Origin of the sequence: Campylobacter sp. BCW_6873 (assembly GCF_001762365.1) — a bacterium.
In the GTDB taxonomy this organism is placed as follows: Bacteria; Campylobacterota; Campylobacteria; order Campylobacterales; family Campylobacteraceae; genus Campylobacter_D; species Campylobacter_D jejuni.
Genome location: NZ_MJWS01000065.1, coordinates 21,025 through 38,709 on the forward strand (window position 1 = coordinate 21,025; position 17,685 = coordinate 38,709).

The following is a 17,685-nucleotide window of genomic DNA, read 5'->3' on the forward strand; positions in this document are numbered from 1 at the left end:
ATTGTAATTTTTATCTTAAATATTCTATATTGATTTTAGAGCGGAGTTTATCAAAATAATCCTGTATGAAATTTTGTCTTTGTTCGCTTACATAAGCGTTTAAAACTTCATTTTTAACTTGTTCGTATTCAGGAGTTTGTGCTCCATCTTTGCTTTTAACTTCATAAAGTTCATAGCCATTTTTTCCATTTAAAACAGGGGAAAAGCCTCCAACAGGAATTTGCGATAAAAGCCCTAAAAGTCTTGGATCGGCATTGCTTGTGTTTAAAGATGCATTTTGTGGTTTAAGGATTGTTTTTTTTGTATTTTTGATATTTTCTAAAGTTTGAGGATTGTTTGATAAATAAATATTTGCATTAATTTGTGTATAAAAAGTGAATTTATCTTTATTTTGTTCGAAAAATTTTTTTGCTCCATCATCACTAAAATCAGTTTTTGCCATACTTGCGATTTTTTCATAAAGCTTTCTTTTTTCTAAATCTTTTTTTAAATTTGCACGAAATTGTTCATAGCTTTGATTTTTGGATTTTAAATTTGCTTTGAAAGCATTTAAAGTAGTTTTGTTTTGAGCAAGCATTTTATTTATAGCATCATCAAGCTCTAGATCATTGACTACAATACCCAGTTGTTTCATTTGTGAAATTTCCATTTTTTCATTGATGAGTACGCCTAAAGCTTGATTTCTATCAATTTTAAGTACTTTCATAGTTTGATCTATATCATAAGTTGTAATAGGCTCTTTGTCTACAACTACAGCTATAGCATTAATGGTATTTGCACTAGCTAAACTTGCAAAAAATGCAAAACTTAATAAAATTTTTTTCATTTCAAACCTTTATTTAAGTATAAATATCGCATTATATCAATAAAAATTTAAGAAAAGGCAAAAAATGCACGAAAAACTTACAACGCGTTTTGCTCCAAGCCCAACAGGGTATTTGCACATAGGTGGACTTAGAACAGCTCTTTATAATTATTTATACGCTAGAAAAAATGGTGGAAATTTTTTACTTCGTATTGAAGATACGGATTTAAAAAGAAATTCCAAAGAAGCTACAAAAGCAATTATCGAAGCTTTTAAATGGTGCGGTTTAGAACATGATGGAGAAGTAACTTATCAATCAGAGCGTTTTGATCTTTATAAAGAATATGTCAAAAAGCTTTTAGATGAAGACAAGGCGTATTATTGTTATATGAGTAAAGAAGAATTAGAAGAATTACGCGCCAAGCAAGAAGCCGCCAAAGAGCGCCCAAGATATGATGGAAGATATAGAGAATTTAAAGGCACGCCACCTCAGGGTATAGAACCTGTTGTGCGTATTAAAGCACCTCAAAGCGGCGAGATTATTTTTGAAGATGGGATTAAAGGCGAGGTAAAATTTAAAGCAGAGGATATAATGGATGATTTTATCATTGCAAGAAGTGATGGAACTCCAACTTATAATTTTACTGTTGTTATTGATGATGCTTTAATGGGAGTAAGTGATGTGATTCGTGGGGATGATCATCTTTCAAATACTCCTAAACAAATTGTACTTTATGAAGCATTGGGTTTTAAAATTCCTAAATTTTTTCATGTGGCTATGATACATGGAGAAGATGGTAAAAAGCTTTCAAAAAGACATGGGGCAACTGATGTTATGGAATACAAAGAAATGGGAATTTTACCTCAAGCTTTGCTTAATTTTCTTGTGCGTTTAGGTTGGAGTCATGGTGATGATGAGGTATTTTCGCTAGAAGATTTGAAAAAACTTTTTGATCCTTATCATATTAATAAAAGCGCATCTTGTTATAATGCTAAAAAGCTTGAATGGCTTAATACTCATTATATTAAAACTTTACCTTTTGAAGAGATTAACCGTCAGCTTAAAGATCTTGGTTTTGATTTATCTGTTTATGAAAAGGCAGGATTTTTACTTGATTTATTAAGAGAGCGTGCAAAAACCTTGCATGATATTATCAATGGTGCAAAAAGCATAGTTAATACGCCGCAAAATTATGATGAAAATGCAGTGCAAAAATTTGTTAACGAAAATAATTTAGAATTGCTCCAAGCATTTGCTAATACACTTAAAGATCAAAAAACAGGTAAAGATTTTGAAGATTTTACAAATGATTTTTTAGAAAAAAAAGAAGCAAAGTTAAAAGATTTGGCTCAGCCTATACGCATAGCTTTAACAGGGAGTGCGGTAAGTCCTAGTATTTTTGAAGTATTAGAATTTTTAGGGGTTGATGAGTGTAAAAAAAGAATAGAAAATTTTTTAAAAGTTAGAGGAAAATAAAATGAATTTAAAAGAAGAAGCTTTAAAATACCATTTAGGTGGGAAAATTGATATTGTCCCAAGTAAGCCAATGGCTACAAGTCATGATCTATCTTTGGCGTATAGCCCAGGAGTTGCAGAACCTTGCCTTGAAATCGCTAAAGATAATGAGCTTGCTTATACTTATACAAATAAGGCTAATTTGGTAGCTATAGTTAGCGATGGTTCTGCTGTTTTAGGACTTGGAAACATAGGAGCACAGGCTTCAAAACCTGTTATGGAAGGTAAGGCTTGTTTGTTTAAAAAATTTGCAAATGTTAATGCTTATGATATAGAAATTGATGTTCATAGTGTGGAAGAGATTGTAAATTTTTGCAAAGCTTTGGCTCCGACTGTGGGTGGGATAAATTTAGAAGATATAGCTGCTCCAAAATGTTTTGAAATTGAAGCGGCTTTGCAAGATTTAGGAATTCCTGTAATGCATGATGATCAGCATGGAACGGCTATTATTTCAACTGCGGGACTTATGAATGCTATGGAGATAAGCGGTAAAAAATTTAAAGACATTAAGGTGGTTGTAAGTGGCGCAGGTGCCGCAGGTATAGCAAGTGCTAAGATGTATAGAAATTTAGGGGTCGAAAATATTATTTTAGTAGATAGCAAAGGTGTTGTTTCTAAGGATAGAAATGACTTAACTCCTCAAAAGCTTGAATTTGCTGTTGATTCTAAGGAAAAGACTTTAAAAGAAGTTTTAAAAGGAGCTGATGTTTTCCTAGGACTTAGTGCGCCAAAAATTCTTGATGATGAAATGGTTTTAAGTATGGCAAAAGATCCTGTAATTTTTGCTTTGGCAAATCCTATCCCTGAAGTGATGCCTGAAGATGTGGCTAGACTTAGAAAAGATGCGATTGTAGGAACAGGAAGAAGTGATTATCCAAATCAAATCAATAATGTTTTAGGTTTTCCTTTTATTTTCCGTGGGGCTTTAGATGTGCGTGCAAGTAAAATCACTGAAAATATGAAAGTAGCTGCTGCTAAAGCATTAGCAGATCTTGCAAAACTTCCTGTAAGTGATGCAGTTAAAAAGGCTTATAATTTAAGCGCTTTAGAATTTGGAAGAGAATATGTTATACCAAAACCTTTTGATGAAAGAGTAAAAGCTGCAGTAAGTACAGCTGTAGCAGCAGCTGCGGTAAAAGATGGTGTGGCTAAGGTGAAAAATTTTAACGAGAAAGCTTATTTTGAAAGCTTAAAATGAAAAATATTCATTGTATCAATCATCCATTGATCGAACATAAATTAGGAATTTTAAGGGCTAAAGAGACAAAGCCCTTTCAATTTCGCATGTTAATCGATGAAATTTCATCTTTTTTGCTTTTTGAAGCGAGTAAAGATTTTTCTTTAAAAGAAATTGAAATTTCAACACCTATACAAAAAACTACAGTAAAAAAACTTGATGAAAAAATTATGATTTGCCCTATTTTAAGAGCTGCATTAGGAATGCTTGAAAGTGTTTTTAAGATGATTCCTGATGCAAGTGTTGGATTTTTGGGATTTATAAGAAATGAAGAAACTTTAAAGGCGGATTTTTATTTTCAAAAACTTCCCAAAGATGCAAAACAACGCACCGCTATTGTCATAGATCCTATGTTTGCTACAGGTGGAACTGCTATAGAGGCTTGTAATTTTTTAAAAAGCCAAGGAGTTAAAAAAATAAAATTTATATCCATACTTGCTACTCCACAAGGTTTGCAAAAATTTAGCCAAATGCATGATGATGTAGAAGTTTTTGTGGCTTGTATTGATGAAGGTTTAAATGAAAAAGGTTATATTATACCAGGACTTGGAGATGCAGGAGATAGAGTGTTTAACACTCTTTAAAAGAGATGATTTTTGGAAAAATTGATTATATTAATCTTTTGCCTTTACATATATATCTTAAGAAATATCCCTTACCTAATGGTTATAAAGCAAGCATGGAGTATAAAAAAGGAGTTCCAAGTAAGCTAAATAAAGATTTATTTTATAGAAGAATTGATGCAGCTATCATTTCAAGCATAGAAAGTGCTAGAAAAAAATATAAAAATTTAGATTTGGGTATCTGTGCTAATAAAAGAGTTTTAAGTGTTTTAGTAGAAAAAAATACATCAAATGCTAAAGATCCAAGTTCAGCAACTTCAAATGCTTTAGCTAAAGTATTAAAACAAGATGGAAAAGTAATTATAGGTGATAAGGCTTTAAAGCTTTATCTAAAAGATTCTTCTAAATATATCGATTTATGTGCAAAATGGCACGAAAAAACAGGGTTGCCTTTTGTTTTTGCTAGATTCTCTTGTGTGCAAAAAAAAGCTTTATATAAACAAATTTTGAAAAAATTTCCAAAAACAAAGATTAAAATTCCTTATTATATACTGCAAAATTATGCCAAAACAAGGGATTTGGATATAAAAGATGTTAGATATTATTTAGATGAAGTTATATATCATAAAATTTCTACTAAAGAAAAAACAGCCTTAAAGCGTTTTGTAAAGGCTTGCAAGGCTTTAAATCTTGATTAGTATTCGAATTCTCTAAGTTCTTTAACTGTTCCAAGAAGTATTACAACATCTCCACTATAAACTGTTGTGGTTTCTAAATCAGGCAATATTTCCCAGTCGCTATTTAATTTTTTATAAGAAATCACTTTCATATTTTGTGCTACATGTTTTAAAGAATTTCCTGCTAATTTTTCATCTATATTGATCTTAATAGCTCGTATAGTATTTGCTGAAAGATCAAAAACTTCATAATCGGCATCTTTGGTTAAAAATTCTTTTACTAGTCTTTTAGCGCTTTCTTTTTCAGGATAAATAACCTTTGTTGCACCTAACTTAGAAAGAATTTGACCATGGATATTAGAGGTTGCTTTAGCAATGATGTTTTTAACACCTATATCTTTAAGCGCCATAAGAGTAAGGATTGATTTTTCAACATTTTCTCCTATGCTAACAATAACAACTTCAACATCATGAAAGCCTGCTTCTTTTAGAGCTGAAATATTTGTAGAATCTAAAATATAAGCATAGCTTGGAGGATTTTGTATACTTTTTAAAGTTTCCTCATCTTTATCCGCAACGATAACAGTATGACCTCCAGCAATGAGTTCATCTGCTACAACTGAGCCAAATTTTCCAAGTCCTATAATTCCATAATTAAGATTTTTCACGATTTTACCTTTATAAATTAACCTTTCCTTCAGGGAATTTTAAATGAATAGCTTTGTCTTGTTTGAATACCGAGAGTAAAAAAGCAAAAACACCTATCCTGCCACTTAGCATCATAATGATGATAATCACCTTGCTAGGATCACTAAACAAAGCACATAAAGATAAAGTTCCACCATTTCCTACTGAAATTCCTACGGTTGCAAAAGCTGAAGAAGTTTCAAAAAGTAAGGCTATAAAATCAAAATTTGACTCTAGCAAGGAAAGCAAAATAACAGCTATTACTATATAAACAGCTGAACCTACAGCTATAATAAAAGCTTTAGATATGGTTTCTCTTGGAATTTCATGTCCAAAAATTCTAACTCTTCCATCTCGGATACTCCAATAAGCATAGAGTAATAAAACCATTACAGTTGTTACTTTCATACCCCCAGCTGTCCCTCCTGGTGCACCACCAATAACCATAAACAATGATCCAAAAAATAAGCTCGCATCATGCAAATGTCCCATATCTAAGGTGTTAAATCCTGCTGTGCGGTAATTAATAGCGATAAAATATGAACTTAAAATTTTATCAAAAAATGAAAAATGTCCTATAGTTTGAGGATTTGAGTATTCAAAAGCAAAAATAATAAGCGTTGAAGAGAAAATAAGAAAAATACTTGCAACAACAACAATTTTTGTATGTAGGCTTAAATTTTGCAATTTTTTTCTTTGAAAAAAGTATAATTCAACCAAAACAAAATATCCAAGCCCTCCAATAATAATCAAAGAAGTGATAATAAGATTAATTGCTATATCATGTTTGTAAGCTATAAGTCCATGTTCAAATATGGTAAATCCAGAATTATTAAAAGCACTAATAGAATGAAAAATTCCAAACCATAAAGCTTTCTTAAAATTCATTTCAAGGGCAAAACGCATGGTAAGAAGTATAGCACCTACCAATTCTATAGTAAAAATGAACAGTAAAACCTTTTTAAAAAATTTAAATAAACCATCCATTGATGGATAAAATAAAGACTCTTTTAGTAAATTTCTTGCACTAAAACCAACTTTTTTGCGTATGAGTATATAAACAAATAAACCTATACCCATATATCCCAAGCCTCCAATTTGCACCAAAGCTAAGATAATAATTTGTCCTGCTAAGGTAAAATCAACCGCAGTGTTCTTAACTGCTAATCCTGTCATACTAACAGCAGATGTGCTTGTAAAAAAGGCATCTAAAAAATCAACAGGAGTTGTATGTGCCCAGCTTGAATGTAGCAATAAAGCCCCAAACAATGCAATAATAATATAACCAGCTAGTAAAATTTTAAAAGTTCGTCTATCTAATCCAAATTGTTTCAAAAAATTTCCATTTGATAATGATCTAAAGCGGGTATTCTATCTTATTAAAACTTTAAGGGAAATAAAATTTTATTTTTGTATTTAAACTTAAATTAAAGAAAAAAAGATACAATTACATTTTTACTTTATCAAACTAAGTGGTTGGATAGCTCAGTCGGTAGAGCAGCAGACTGAAAATCTGCGTGTCGGCAGTTCGATTCTGCCTCTAACCACCACTTTATCTTTCAAAAAATCACATCACATATTTTTTTACACAAGACCGAAATATTTAAAGGACTAAAAATTATTATTTTAAAGAGAGAGTCTATAACTTATAATAGAATGGTGGATTTAGCAGGACTCGAACCTGCGACCAACCGGTTATGAGCCGGTTGCTCTAACCAACTGAGCTATAAATCCGCCTAAGTTGAATTAAAAGATAAAATTATATCTTATTAATGCTTAAAAATATTTTATTTAGCCTTTATATCCATCCAAAAATATCTAAAAGTGATTAAATGCTGTAAAATTCCAAAAAAAATCATAAAAATAGTAAAAGAACTTCCACCATAACTAAAAAAAGGCAAAGGGATCCCAACTACTGGTGCAAAACCTATAGTCATTGAGATATTTACTGCCGCATAAATAAAAATAAATAATGCAACACAATTAATAGCAACTCTAGTAAAATAATCATCTTTAAGTTTATAATTTAAACTAAGTAGATGAAAAATAAGTAAAATATAAAATATAATTAATGTCAATCCCCCAATAAATCCAAATCTTTCTATCATATAAGCGAAAATAAAATCACTAGTTGAAATAGGTAAAAATTTAAAATGAGTTTGCGTAGCTTCATCTTGAGATTTTCCAGTTAAACCACCATTTCCAATAGCTATCATTGATTGGGCTACTTGATAGCTTGGTTTTTCTGAAATAAAATCATGAATTCTTTGCTTTTGGTAGGGCTTTAAAAGATGTGTATAAATAATAGGAGAACTAACACTTATAGCTATAACAATACTTAACCAAATTTTATAATGAACTCCCATGATAAAAAGCACTCCAAAACCAACAAGTAGTAAAACCATAGCACTTCCTAAATCAGGTTCTTTTGCAATTAGCAAAAAAGGTAAGATGATGTAAAAGCTAAGTTTGATGAATTGTTTAAGTTTGTATCCATTTTTTGGAGGAGGATTTTGATAAATAAGATAAGCAAGCATTAAAATAAAACTAGGTTTAAAAATTTCAGAAGGTTGTATAGTAAAGTGAGTAAAAGGAATTTCAAGCCATCTTTTAGCACCTAATTTTTCAACCCCAAAAATATCTACGCTTAGCAATAAAAAAATATTAATCCAATAAGCAACAGGAATAATCCAAATAAATTTCCTTATGGGAAAGAAGAAAAAAACCATAAAAGCAAACAATCCCACACAGGCATAAACAAACTGTTTTTCTGCTAAAAAAGGATTAGCTTCAAAGATCAAGAAAAATGAAATAAGAATTATGGGTAAAAATAAAATGGGTTGCATATAGTCAAAATGAGTTAAAATTCTTCTATCTAATCTAAACAAAATTTGCCTTCAGTTAGTAATATAAAGCTATAATTATAAACTAAAATTTTAAATTTATCAAAACCTCCAAGGAAAAAATGCAAACTTTTTTAGTAGATGAAAATTCAAGGCTTGATGTGTTTTTGGCTAAAAAATTAAACCAAAGTCGCAATCAAGTTGCTTTACTTATAGAAAAAGATTGCGTACAGGTTAATGATAAAATTCAAGATAAAAATTCATTTAAGCTTAAAAATGGTGATATTATTTCTATTGTAAGTTTAAAGCTTTACGATGAGATAAAACCTCAGTTTGAAGTGGATTTTGATATTGATGTGTTATACGAAGATGAAGATTTGCTTGTTTTAAATAAACCTTCAAATTTAGTCGTTCATGGAGCAAGTAGTGTTAAAAATGCCACTTTGGTGGATTGGTTGATAGAAAAAAAATATACTTTATCAAATTTAGGAGGAGAGATAAGAGCTGGTCTTGTTCATAGATTAGATAAAGATACAAGTGGGGCTATACTAATAGCGAAAAATAATTTCACCCACCAAAGATTAAGCGAACAGCTTGCAGATAAAAGCATGGGAAGAATTTATCTTGCGTTAATTGATTTGCCACTAAAAGAAGATAAAATTATAGTAGAAAAATTTTTAATGCGTTCGCCTTCTAATGCTATTAAAAAAATAGCCATAGATAAGGAAAATAAATTCAGTAAAAATGCAAAATCAGCTTTTATAAATGTAGTAAAAACTGAAAATTTAACTCTGATGGCTGCTAAGCTTTTTACAGGAAGAACTCATCAAATTAGAGCGCATTTGGCTAGTTTAAATCGCCATATTTTGGGCGATAGTTTGTATGGTTATAAGGGTAAGTATGATTGTAGGATAATGTTGCATGCCTATTTTTTGTATTTTATCCATCCAAAAACTAAAGAGCAAATTTTTGTTAAAGCACCTTTGATGGAAGATTTTAAAAACATTATGTTTGAACAAATTAATTTAGGAGAGAATGATGAAAAGATTTCGCTTGAGTTTTTACTTGAGTTTTTTAACTCTTTTGCTTAGCGCTTGTAGTGTTTCGCAAATGAATTCGCTAGCTTCAAGTAAAGAGCCTGCCGTAAATGAAAGCTTACCAAAGGTTGAAAGTTTAAAAAGTCTTAGTGATATGAGTAATATTGCTTTTGAATGGGAGCCTTTATATAATGAAAATATCAAAGGATTTTATTTGTATCGTTCTAGTGATGAAAATCCTGATTTTAAACTTGTAGGCACTATTAAAGATAAGTTTCAAACTCATTATGTAGATACTAAATTAGAGCCTGGTACTAAGTATCGTTATATGATGAAAAGCTTTAATGAGCAAGGACAAATTTCAGAAGATGGCAAGGTTATAGAAGTGAGCACAGCTCCAAGACTTGAAGCTGTTCCTTTTATTCAAGCTGTGACCAATTTGCCTAATCGTATTAAACTTATTTGGCGTCCGCATCCTGATTTTAGGGTTGATTCTTATATTATTGAAAGAACTAAAGGTGATGATAAAGAATTTAAAAAAATTGCAGAAGTAAAAAATCGCTTAAACGCTGAATACATCGATAGTGATTTAAAACCTAATGAAAATTCAAGTTATAGAATTATTGCTGTGAGTTTTAATGGGATAAAGAGTGAGCCAAGTCAAGTTGTAAGTTCTACAAGCAAGGCTTTACCCCCTCAAGTTGAGCATTTAAGTGCTAGTACAGATGGTTCTAATAAAATCATTTTAACTTGGGATGCTCCTACGTATGAAGATTTTTCTTATTATAAAGTTTATTCTACGAGCTCAAGCTTCCTTCCTTTTAGTGTTTTGGCAAAGACTGATAAAAATTCTTATGAGGATATAGTAGAAGGAGCAGGTAAAAGCAAGTATTATAAAGTAACAATAGTGGATAAAGATGGTCTTGAAAGTCCTATGCCAAAAGATGGTGTAGAGGGTAGAACTTTAGATAATCCTTTGGCTCCTAGTATTATTTTGGCTCAAAGCACAAGCGAAGGGATAAATTTAGAATGGAGTGATAATGATGCTAGAGCTGTTGAATATGAAGTAAGACGCTATGGTGGAGAGCAAAATGCAGTTTTTAAAGGCATTAAAGAAAAGCGATTAAAAGATGTAAAAGCTTTACCAGGGGTGGAATATAGTTATGAAGTTATTGCTATTGATTCGGCTGGGCTTCGTTCAGAACCTTCAAGCAAAGTTAAGGCGGCTCAGTAGTGCCAAATTTTAGAAGCAAAAAGATCAAAGAAATGAATCTGCCTTATAGCAAGGATGATGTTGAATTTCTTTGGCTTGCTAAGAATGATAATGTTGGTCTTATTTATACAAAGGTTCAAGAAGAGAGTTTTTTTCTGCAGATTAAAAAAGCACAAAATGGTTTTGTGATTAAAGGCGATAAACATACAAAACCTTCTAAAATAGGTTATCTACAAAAGGCTTTAAAAATCTTTAAAGAAGGTTTTTGTGAGGATATTATCAATGAAGCTTTTGGACTTAAAAACAATGCTTTAATTGAAAAAACACCATTTATCGTTGATAACTTTGATGAACTTTTATCTAGACTTCAAGGTAAAATTTATATAGAAATAGGCTTTGGATCAGGAAGACATTTGCTTTATCAAGCAAAAGAAAATCCAAATGTTTTAATTTTAGGGGTGGAAATTTACAATCCAGCTTTAACTCAAGTAGCTAAACTTGCTAAGGCACAAAATGTAAATAATATTTTGCTAATCCAAAGTGATGCGAGATTGTTATTGAGTGTATTAAAATCAAAATCAGTTGAAAAGATTTTTTTACATTTTCCTGTTCCTTGGGATAAAAAGCCTTATAGGCGAGTTATTGGGAAGGATTTTTGCAAAGAATGTGCTAGGGTTTTAGTTCAAAATGGTCGTTTTGAGCTTAGAACAGATAGTTTTGAGTATTTTAATTTTGCTTTAGAGCAATTTTTGACTTTTCCTGCGCCAAAATTTAGTCTTAGAAAAAATGAAAATTTAGAAATTTCAAGCAAATATGAAGATAGATGGAAAAAGCAAGAAAAAAATATATATGATCTTTGGGTGTGGAATTTTAACCAAGACTGTAAAAATTATGAGTTAAATGAATTTAATCTCTCATCGGTTGAATTTTCTAGAGAGGATTTAAAAAAAATAGAGCAGAACTTTAAAAATATTACTATAAAAAAAGATGATTTTTTCTTGCATTTTGAAAGCATCTATAAACAAGATGAGAATTTGCTTTTAAAGGTTGCTTTTGGAGCTTTTAATAAGCCTGAACATTGTTATTTGCATCTTGATAAAACGATTGATTTTGCTTTTAAAGAGCCATTTAAAATTCAAGAAAATATTAAAGCGATAAATGAATTAAAAGAAATTTTAAAAGTTCAGTTTAAAATATAATTTTTCTTGAAAATTAAGCAAAAATAAAGCATAATTTAAAAATTTAAAAAGGGAAATTAAGGAAAAAGGATGCCTAATTTAATCCAAGCAAATAAACTTACTTTAGGTTATGATGAACTAGTTATTAAAGAAGCGAGTTTTGCTTTTAAGGATGATGATTTTGTTTTTATTACGGGTAAAAGTGGGAGTGGTAAGAGTACGCTTTTAAAGTCTTTTTATGGGGATTTAGAACCTATTTCTGGCAAGCTTGAAGTATGTGGATCTTTGATGAATAAAATTGGAAATTTAGAACTTTTAAAATTGCGTCAAAGAATAGGGATTATTTTTCAAGATTATAAACTTGTACAAGAATATAGTGTTGAAAAAAATGTTATGTTGCCTTTAATGATTAAAGGTTATAGTAAAAAAGTATGCCATGATCAAGCTGCTAAGCTTTTAAAGCATGTAAATTTAACTTTTAAAGCAGATAAATTGCCTAATCAACTTAGTGGTGGTGAGCAACAACGCGTCGCTATGGCTAGGGCTTTAGCTCATAATCCAAAGCTTTTGCTTTGCGATGAGCCAACGGGAAATTTGGACGAGTATTCTTCTGATATTATATGGACTCTTTTAAAGTCTGCTAGAGAACTTTTAGGAACTTGTGTTATAGTGGTAACACATAGAATTCCTAGCAATTTAAGAGTGGATTATCGTCGTTTTAATATAGAAAATGGAAAAATGAATGAAATTTTTTAAAACACATTTATCTTTAATTTTACCTTTACTTTTTATGATGTTTGCTTTTGAATTTATTTTGATTACAAATGCAACTTTAAAGCATTATGAAGAACTTGTTAATAAAGATTATAATATTATAGTTGTCAGCAAAACTGAACTTGATCAGAATGTAGTAAAAACAAAAGTACCATTTTTTGCTGGGCTTGAATCTTTAGATCCTAAGGATTTAATCGATCGTTTGAAAAATGATGTTTCTGAAAAGAATTTGAAAGTTTTAAAAGATTCTCTGCCGAAATTTTATACTTTAAAATTAAATTCTTTGCCCGATCAAAATGAACTAAATTCGATTAAAAATCAACTTTTAAATATTGTAGGTGTTAGTAAGGTTGAAACTTTTTCTAAAACCCATGATAAGATATACTCTTTGCTTATTTTGATGAAATTTGTTTTTTGGTTGTTTTTATTTATCATTATTTTGCTTGCCTTTGTTTTGTTTTTAAAACAGATGAGAATTTGGCTTTATGAACATACCGATCGTATTGAAATTATGTGTTTATTTGGAGCTCCGTTTTGGTTTAGATCTTTTATGCTTTATAAGGTGGTTGTGGTTGATTGTTTTATTGCTTTTGTTATTTTACTTGCCTTTTTTACGCAAATTTTTGATCTTTCTATTATCCAAGAAAGTTTAAAGGCTGTAGATATTATTTTTCCACCTATTAATTTTATTTTACATTTGACTTTAATTTTTTTAGCTACTTTGTTTATTTGCTTGTTGTGTGTAAATACGGTTATGTTTAAGGTTAAAAGATGAGAAAAAATATTCTTATCTTTTTTTGTTTTTTTTTGTTTGTTGATATAAGTTTAGCAAACGCTATAAATGAAAAAACAAAAAGTTTAGAAGAAAATAAACGCATACAAGAACAGTTAAATAAAAAACTTGAAGATTTGGCTAGCGATATTTTAAATGGTGAAAAAAGTTTGAAAGATCTAAGTTTTCAAATTGAAAGCTTAAATTCACAAACTTCTAAGCTTGAAGCAAGTGCTAAGGCTCAAAATCAAGAGTTAAACACCCTTACAAGCCAAAATGAAGATTTGCTTAAAAGTAAATCAAATATGGAAGGTAAGCTTATATCTTTAATGGCTAAAGATTTTGCTTATGATTTACCTATCCCTCAAGGCTATATTGAAAGTGAAGAAAGTTTTATGGCTTTTGAAATTTTAGGAAGTTTAAACAAAGTTTTAAATGAAGAAATTTTAAAAATTTCTAAAGATTATGAGGGAGTAAATAGGCTTATTGATGATAAACAAGCTCAGATTAAGAAAATCAATGATAGTCTTAAGGATTACAACGCTCAATTAGCTAAACTTCAAAGTTTAAAACAAAAACAAATTAGCGAAATTAATAAACAAAAAACAGATCGAACCATATATGCAAAAAAACTTGATGACTTACAAGCTCAGCAAGAAGAGCTTAGAAAAACATTAAATCAATTAAAAATTATTAATGATAAAGAAAATGTAAATTCAAGCAAAAATGATACTAAAATAGTAAAAAATAATCAACAAATAAGGCAATTAGGTTCAAGCTATCAAGGAGGTTCAGTCAAGCGTTACACAGGAAAAAAAACCATAGCTCCATTAGATTCTTTTACTGTGAAGCAAAAATTTGGAAATTATGTTGATCCTGTTTATAATCTTAAAATTTTTAACGAGAATGTAGTTTTAAGAAGTAATAAAAGTGATGCAGTTGTTAAAAATGTGTTAGATGGAAAAATAGTTTTTGCCAAAGATACTAGCATGCTAGCTCGAGTTGTTATTGTTGAACATGATAATGGCATACATACAATATATGCACATTTAGATAAGATTGCTCCTAATATTAAAGTTGGTAAGAATATTAAAAAAGGTGCCGTAGTGGGTAGAATAAAAAATGATCTTACTTTTGAAGTAACTCAAAAAAATTTTCATATCAATCCTTTGGAACTCATTAGCTTAAATTAGCTAAATTTAATGGAATTTAAAATATAATTTCAAGTTAAATAAGGAGAAATAATGCAAGAGAGAAAAAGAGTTTTAGTAAAATTTTCAGGAGAGGCTTTAGCAGGTGAAAATGGCTTTGGTATAGAAAATTCTATTTTAAAATTCATAGCTTCAGAGATTAAAGAACTTATAAAAAATCAAATAGAAGTAGGCATAGTTATAGGCGGTGGTAATATTATTCGCGGAGTAAGTGCTGCTAAGGGCGGATTGATTAAAAGGACAAGTGGAGATCATATGGGAATGCTTGCTACAGTTATCAATGCTATTGCTATACAAGAAGCTTTGGAAAGCTCTGGACTTGAAGTTAGGGTTCAAAGCGCCATTCAGATGGAAGCATTTTGTGAAACTTATATTATGAGAAGAGCGCAAAGACACTTAGAAAAGGGTCGTGTTGTGGTTTTTGCTGCAGGCACTGGAAATCCTTATTTTACTACAGATACAACAGCTATTTTAAGAGCTGTAGAAATTGATGCAGATATGGTAATAAAAGCTACAAAAGTTAATGGAGTTTATGATAAAGATCCAAAAAAATTTGATGATGCAGTATTTTTAAATACTTTAAGTTATGATGAGGCTATGCAAGATAATATTAAAGTGATGGATGATACAGCTATAGCTTTAGCTAAAGATAACAAACTTCCTATTGTGGTTTGTAATATGTTTGAAGAGGGTAATTTACTTAAAATCATACAAGGTGATACTAGCCTTTGTTCAATCGTTAAAAATAATTAAGGAGAAAATTATGGATAAAAGAATAGAAGAAGTAGCGGCAAAAGCTTTGGAAAAAATGGGTAATGATAGATATCGCCTTTCTTTAGTGGTAGCAAAAAGAGCGGAACAATTGGCCAATGGAGCAACCCCTTTGGTAGACTTTGATAAAAATAAAAATAAATTTGCAGATATAGCTTTATATGAAATTGCAGAAAATAAAATCACTTTAGAGGGTTTAGTTGAAACCAATCGATGAAGAATTATTGCTTGAACAATTAATCGATAATGTAAAAAATTGTAAAGATTTAGAAGCTGCTAAGGCTTTGCTTTTTGAAATTTGTGGCCATGATGCCATTCTTGAAAAAGCGGTAGATTACTGTATATTTTGCCATGAAGGGCAGTTTAGAAAAAGTGGAGAGCCTTATGCGGTACATCCTATTTTAGTAGCAACACTGGTTGGATTTTTAAGTGAAAATAAAAGCAATATTTTAGCTGCTTTATTGCATGATGTGATCGAAGATACAAACTGCACCGAAGAAGAACTTAGAGAGCAGTTTGGTTCTGAGGTTTTAAAACTTGTTTTAGGACTTACTAAAATTGTAGAAATTAGAGAAGATAATCTCATTTCATCAAAATCTAAAAAAAGTTTAACTAAATCAGCCTTGACTTTCAGAAATATGCTTTTAGCAAGCATTGAAGATGTTGGGGTTTTGATTGTGAAGTTATGTGATAGGCTGCATAATATGCTTACTCTTGATATTCTAAGAGAAGATAAGCAAAAAAGAATCAGCGAAGAAACTTTAGTTGTATATGCTCCAATAGCTCATAGACTTGGCATTTCAAGCATAAAAAATTATTTAGAAGATCTTAGCTTTAAATATCTTATGCCAGATGAGTATAAGCTTATTGACAATTATATCAATTCCAATAATCAAGAAATGCAATTAGGTTTAAATGAATTTATTTCCAAAATCGAACTTTTATTTTTGAGCAATGGCTTTAGACAAGGTAGTTTTGAAATTCAAAAACGCATTAAGCATAGTTATTCTATTTATCTTAAAATGCAAAGAAAAGGCATTGGTATTGAAGAAGTTCTTGATTTACTTGGGGTAAGAATTTTGGTTGAAAAAGTAAGTGATTGTTACTTGGCTTTGGGAATTTTACATACGCATTTTAATCCCTTGGTTTCGCGTTTTAAGGATTATATAGCCTTGCCTAAACAAAATGGTTATCAAACCATACATACCACACTTTTTGATACTAAAAGTATTATAGAAGCGCAAATTCGAACTTTTGATATGCATAAAATTGCGGAATTTGGTATAGCAGCGCATTGGAAATATAAAGAAGATGGCAGCGTGGTTGCACCTCGTCTTGATTGGCTTACAGATATTTCAATGCAAAGTATAAACAATCTTGAAAATGCAGAAGATTACAATGCTATTGAACTTTATGAATATGCTAAAGATAGTCTTTATGTTGAAGATGTTGCAGTTTATTCTCCTAAGGGAGAAATTTTCACTTTACCTCGTGGTGCAACGGTTCTTGATTTTGCTTATGAAGTGCATACCAAAGTAGGGCTTCATGCAAAAAGCGCTTATGTAAATCGTATTAAAGTGCCTTTGTTAACTGAGCTTAAAAATGGCGATATTGTGCGAGTGGTTACTAGCAATGATAAATTTTATCGCTGTTCTTGGATAGATAGTGTTAAAACAGGAAAAGCAAAAGCAAGTATAAGGGAATTTTGTAAGCAAAAAATCAGAGAGATTAATCTAGCAAGTTCTATTAATATATTAAGTTTTATTTTTGGAGTTGATAAAAACAGAATTGAAACTTGGATAGAAAAAGAAAATTTAATCAGACGCATTAGACAAGTAGCAACAGATAGTGCTTATTTGAAAGATATAGTCAATGGTCTTAAAAAATACGCCAAGAAGTCATATTGGTTTGATAAATATGAGATTAAAGAACAAAAAATAGGAAATTTTACTCTATATTGTAACCATAAAATTGCTAATGTGGATTTTGATTTTTGTTGCCATCCAAAAAGAGGTGATGCTGTTTTAGCTTTTGTTAAAGGTGGTAACGCTATTGTCCATCATAAGCTTTGCGATAGAGCCGATAAAATGATAGATAATAATCAAGATATGGTATTTATAAAATGGGATTCTAATATCCCTAAATCTTATAAATTGATTTTTTCTTTGGAAAATAAAAAAGGTGTTTTAGCGGAATTTTTGGCATTTTTAGCTAAAATGCAGATAAATTTATTAACAATTAATTTATCAAGTGATTTAAATTCGGCGGTAGATTATTTTGAGATTACAATGGAAATTCCTGATAATATCAACCCAGATAGTGTCAAGGATAGGTTAAAATCTCGTTGTAAAATTTTAGATTTTACATCTTTAAATGATGCTTATAAAGAAGGTTAAAAAGG

At 30.3% G+C, this 17,685-nt stretch carries 17 protein-coding genes and 2 tRNA genes; 14 read left to right on the plus strand and 5 right to left on the minus strand.

Annotated elements, in window-relative coordinates; all coding sequences use genetic code 11:
* Nucleotides 1–10 precede the first annotated feature (10 nt).
* The gene (gene salC, locus AJ932_RS03975) at nt 11–826 is read right to left on the minus strand and encodes a peptidylprolyl isomerase SalC (protein WP_002861980.1); all 816 of its coding nucleotides are present in this window, start codon (nt 824–826) and stop codon (nt 11–13) included.
* A gap of 64 nt (nt 827–890) precedes the next feature.
* Here salC and gltX point away from each other — a divergent pair, with 64 nt between their 5' ends.
* Genes gltX through AJ932_RS03995 form a run of 4 tightly spaced genes read left to right on the plus strand, consistent with a single transcriptional unit; the run spans nt 891 to nt 4,819 of the window.
* The gene (gltX, locus tag AJ932_RS03980; protein ID WP_044780588.1) at nt 891–2,282 is read left to right on the plus strand and encodes a glutamate--tRNA ligase; all 1,392 of its coding nucleotides are present in this window, start codon (nt 891–893) and stop codon (nt 2,280–2,282) included.
* A gap of 1 nt (nt 2,283) precedes the next feature.
* A complete protein-coding gene (locus tag AJ932_RS03985) occupies nt 2,284–3,519 on the plus strand; it encodes a malic enzyme-like NAD(P)-binding protein (RefSeq protein WP_044780586.1) in 1,236 nt (411 codons plus the stop codon).
* Nucleotides 3,516–4,142, plus strand: coding sequence for a uracil phosphoribosyltransferase (upp, locus tag AJ932_RS03990; protein WP_044780585.1), 627 nt, complete (start codon nt 3,516–3,518; stop codon nt 4,140–4,142). Before AJ932_RS03985 ends, upp begins: the two co-directional genes overlap by 4 nt.
* Nucleotides 4,143–4,147: 5 nt before the next feature.
* On the plus strand, nt 4,148–4,819 hold the full coding sequence (locus AJ932_RS03995) for a menaquinone biosynthetic enzyme MqnA/MqnD family protein (protein WP_044778991.1): 672 nt from the start codon (nt 4,148–4,150) through the stop codon (nt 4,817–4,819).
* Here the strand turns inward: AJ932_RS03995 and AJ932_RS04000 are convergent.
* Both AJ932_RS04000 and AJ932_RS04005 read right to left on the minus strand, forming a co-directional pair.
* Nucleotides 4,816–5,466, minus strand: coding sequence for a potassium channel family protein (locus tag AJ932_RS04000; RefSeq protein ID WP_002861975.1), 651 nt, complete (start codon nt 5,464–5,466; stop codon nt 4,816–4,818). The genes AJ932_RS03995 and AJ932_RS04000 overlap by 4 nt on opposite strands.
* Nucleotides 5,467–5,476: 10 nt before the next feature.
* Nucleotides 5,477–6,820 (minus strand): TrkH family potassium uptake protein, encoded by a 1,344-nt coding sequence (locus tag AJ932_RS04005; RefSeq protein ID WP_044780584.1) that lies wholly within the window; start codon nt 6,818–6,820, stop codon nt 5,477–5,479.
* 139 nt (nt 6,821–6,959) lie between these two features.
* Here AJ932_RS04005 and AJ932_RS04010 point away from each other — a divergent pair.
* Nucleotides 6,960–7,035 (plus strand) — tRNA-Phe (locus tag AJ932_RS04010).
* A gap of 107 nt (nt 7,036–7,142) precedes the next feature.
* Here AJ932_RS04010 and AJ932_RS04015 read toward each other — a convergent pair.
* Nucleotides 7,143–7,219, minus strand: a tRNA-Ile gene (locus AJ932_RS04015).
* 53 nt (nt 7,220–7,272) lie between these two features.
* Nucleotides 7,273–8,373 carry an FtsW/RodA/SpoVE family cell cycle protein gene (locus tag AJ932_RS04020; RefSeq protein WP_044780131.1) on the minus strand — a complete coding sequence of 367 codons (1,101 nt, stop codon included), beginning with the start codon at nt 8,371–8,373 and terminating at the stop codon, nt 7,273–7,275.
* A gap of 77 nt (nt 8,374–8,450) precedes the next feature.
* Between AJ932_RS04020 and AJ932_RS04025 the strand changes: the two genes are divergently transcribed.
* The 9 genes from AJ932_RS04025 (at nt 8,451) to AJ932_RS04065 (ending at nt 17,680) form a co-directional block, all read left to right on the plus strand.
* On the plus strand, nt 8,451–9,419 hold the full coding sequence (locus AJ932_RS04025) for an RluA family pseudouridine synthase (RefSeq protein ID WP_044780130.1): 969 nt from the start codon (nt 8,451–8,453) through the stop codon (nt 9,417–9,419).
* Nucleotides 9,364–10,599: a fibronectin type III domain-containing protein gene (locus tag AJ932_RS04030; protein ID WP_083261767.1), complete on the plus strand. Its 1,236-nt coding sequence runs from the start codon at nt 9,364–9,366 to the stop codon at nt 10,597–10,599. The genes AJ932_RS04025 and AJ932_RS04030 overlap by 56 nt, the downstream gene beginning before the upstream one ends.
* Nucleotides 10,599–11,777: a tRNA (guanosine(46)-N7)-methyltransferase TrmB gene (trmB, locus tag AJ932_RS04035; protein WP_044780128.1), complete on the plus strand. Its 1,179-nt coding sequence runs from the start codon at nt 10,599–10,601 to the stop codon at nt 11,775–11,777. The genes AJ932_RS04030 and trmB overlap by 1 nt, the downstream gene beginning before the upstream one ends.
* Nucleotides 11,778–11,846: 69 nt before the next feature.
* Complete coding sequence (locus AJ932_RS04040) at nt 11,847–12,512, plus strand: cell division ATP-binding protein FtsE (protein WP_002856386.1); 666 nt, start codon at nt 11,847–11,849, stop codon at nt 12,510–12,512.
* Nucleotides 12,499–13,305: an FtsX-like permease family protein gene (locus AJ932_RS04045; RefSeq protein ID WP_002853622.1), complete on the plus strand. Its 807-nt coding sequence runs from the start codon at nt 12,499–12,501 to the stop codon at nt 13,303–13,305. Before AJ932_RS04040 ends, AJ932_RS04045 begins: the two co-directional genes overlap by 14 nt.
* On the plus strand, nt 13,302–14,495 hold the full coding sequence (locus AJ932_RS04050; protein ID WP_044780127.1) for a murein hydrolase activator EnvC family protein: 1,194 nt from the start codon (nt 13,302–13,304) through the stop codon (nt 14,493–14,495). Before AJ932_RS04045 ends, AJ932_RS04050 begins: the two co-directional genes overlap by 4 nt.
* Nucleotides 14,496–14,546: 51 nt before the next feature.
* On the plus strand, nt 14,547–15,266 hold the full coding sequence (gene pyrH, locus AJ932_RS04055; protein ID WP_002861967.1) for a UMP kinase: 720 nt from the start codon (nt 14,547–14,549) through the stop codon (nt 15,264–15,266).
* A 10-nt stretch (nt 15,267–15,276) separates the two neighbouring features.
* Nucleotides 15,277–15,501, plus strand: a complete 225-nt coding sequence (locus AJ932_RS04060; protein WP_038816865.1) for a DNA-directed RNA polymerase subunit omega — start codon at nt 15,277–15,279, stop codon at nt 15,499–15,501.
* Nucleotides 15,485–17,680 carry a RelA/SpoT family protein gene (locus AJ932_RS04065; protein ID WP_044780126.1) on the plus strand — a complete coding sequence of 732 codons (2,196 nt, stop codon included), beginning with the start codon at nt 15,485–15,487 and terminating at the stop codon, nt 17,678–17,680. The genes AJ932_RS04060 and AJ932_RS04065 overlap by 17 nt, the downstream gene beginning before the upstream one ends.
* The last annotated feature ends 5 nt before the right edge of the window (nt 17,681–17,685 follow it).

What these genes read in the sequence shown, in the direction of transcription:
- salC (WP_002861980.1), bottom strand. Translation starts at nt 826, where the DNA reads ATGAAAAAAATTTTATTAAGTTTTGCATTTTTTGCAAGTTTAGCTAGT.
- gltX (WP_044780588.1), top strand. Translation starts at nt 891, where the DNA reads ATGCACGAAAAACTTACAACGCGTTTTGCTCCAAGCCCAACAGGGTAT.
- AJ932_RS03985 (WP_044780586.1), top strand. Translation starts at nt 2,284, where the DNA reads ATGAATTTAAAAGAAGAAGCTTTAAAATACCATTTAGGTGGGAAAATT.
- upp (WP_044780585.1), top strand. Translation starts at nt 3,516, where the DNA reads ATGAAAAATATTCATTGTATCAATCATCCATTGATCGAACATAAATTA.
- AJ932_RS03995 (WP_044778991.1), top strand. Translation starts at nt 4,148, where the DNA reads ATGATTTTTGGAAAAATTGATTATATTAATCTTTTGCCTTTACATATA.
- AJ932_RS04025 (WP_044780130.1), top strand. Translation starts at nt 8,451, where the DNA reads ATGCAAACTTTTTTAGTAGATGAAAATTCAAGGCTTGATGTGTTTTTG.
- AJ932_RS04030 (WP_083261767.1), top strand. Translation starts at nt 9,364, where the DNA reads ATGATGAAAAGATTTCGCTTGAGTTTTTACTTGAGTTTTTTAACTCTT.
- AJ932_RS04040 (WP_002856386.1), top strand. Translation starts at nt 11,847, where the DNA reads ATGCCTAATTTAATCCAAGCAAATAAACTTACTTTAGGTTATGATGAA.
- AJ932_RS04045 (WP_002853622.1), top strand. Translation starts at nt 12,499, where the DNA reads ATGAAATTTTTTAAAACACATTTATCTTTAATTTTACCTTTACTTTTT.
- AJ932_RS04050 (WP_044780127.1), top strand. Translation starts at nt 13,302, where the DNA reads ATGAGAAAAAATATTCTTATCTTTTTTTGTTTTTTTTTGTTTGTTGAT.
- pyrH (WP_002861967.1), top strand. Translation starts at nt 14,547, where the DNA reads ATGCAAGAGAGAAAAAGAGTTTTAGTAAAATTTTCAGGAGAGGCTTTA.
- AJ932_RS04060 (WP_038816865.1), top strand. Translation starts at nt 15,277, where the DNA reads ATGGATAAAAGAATAGAAGAAGTAGCGGCAAAAGCTTTGGAAAAAATG.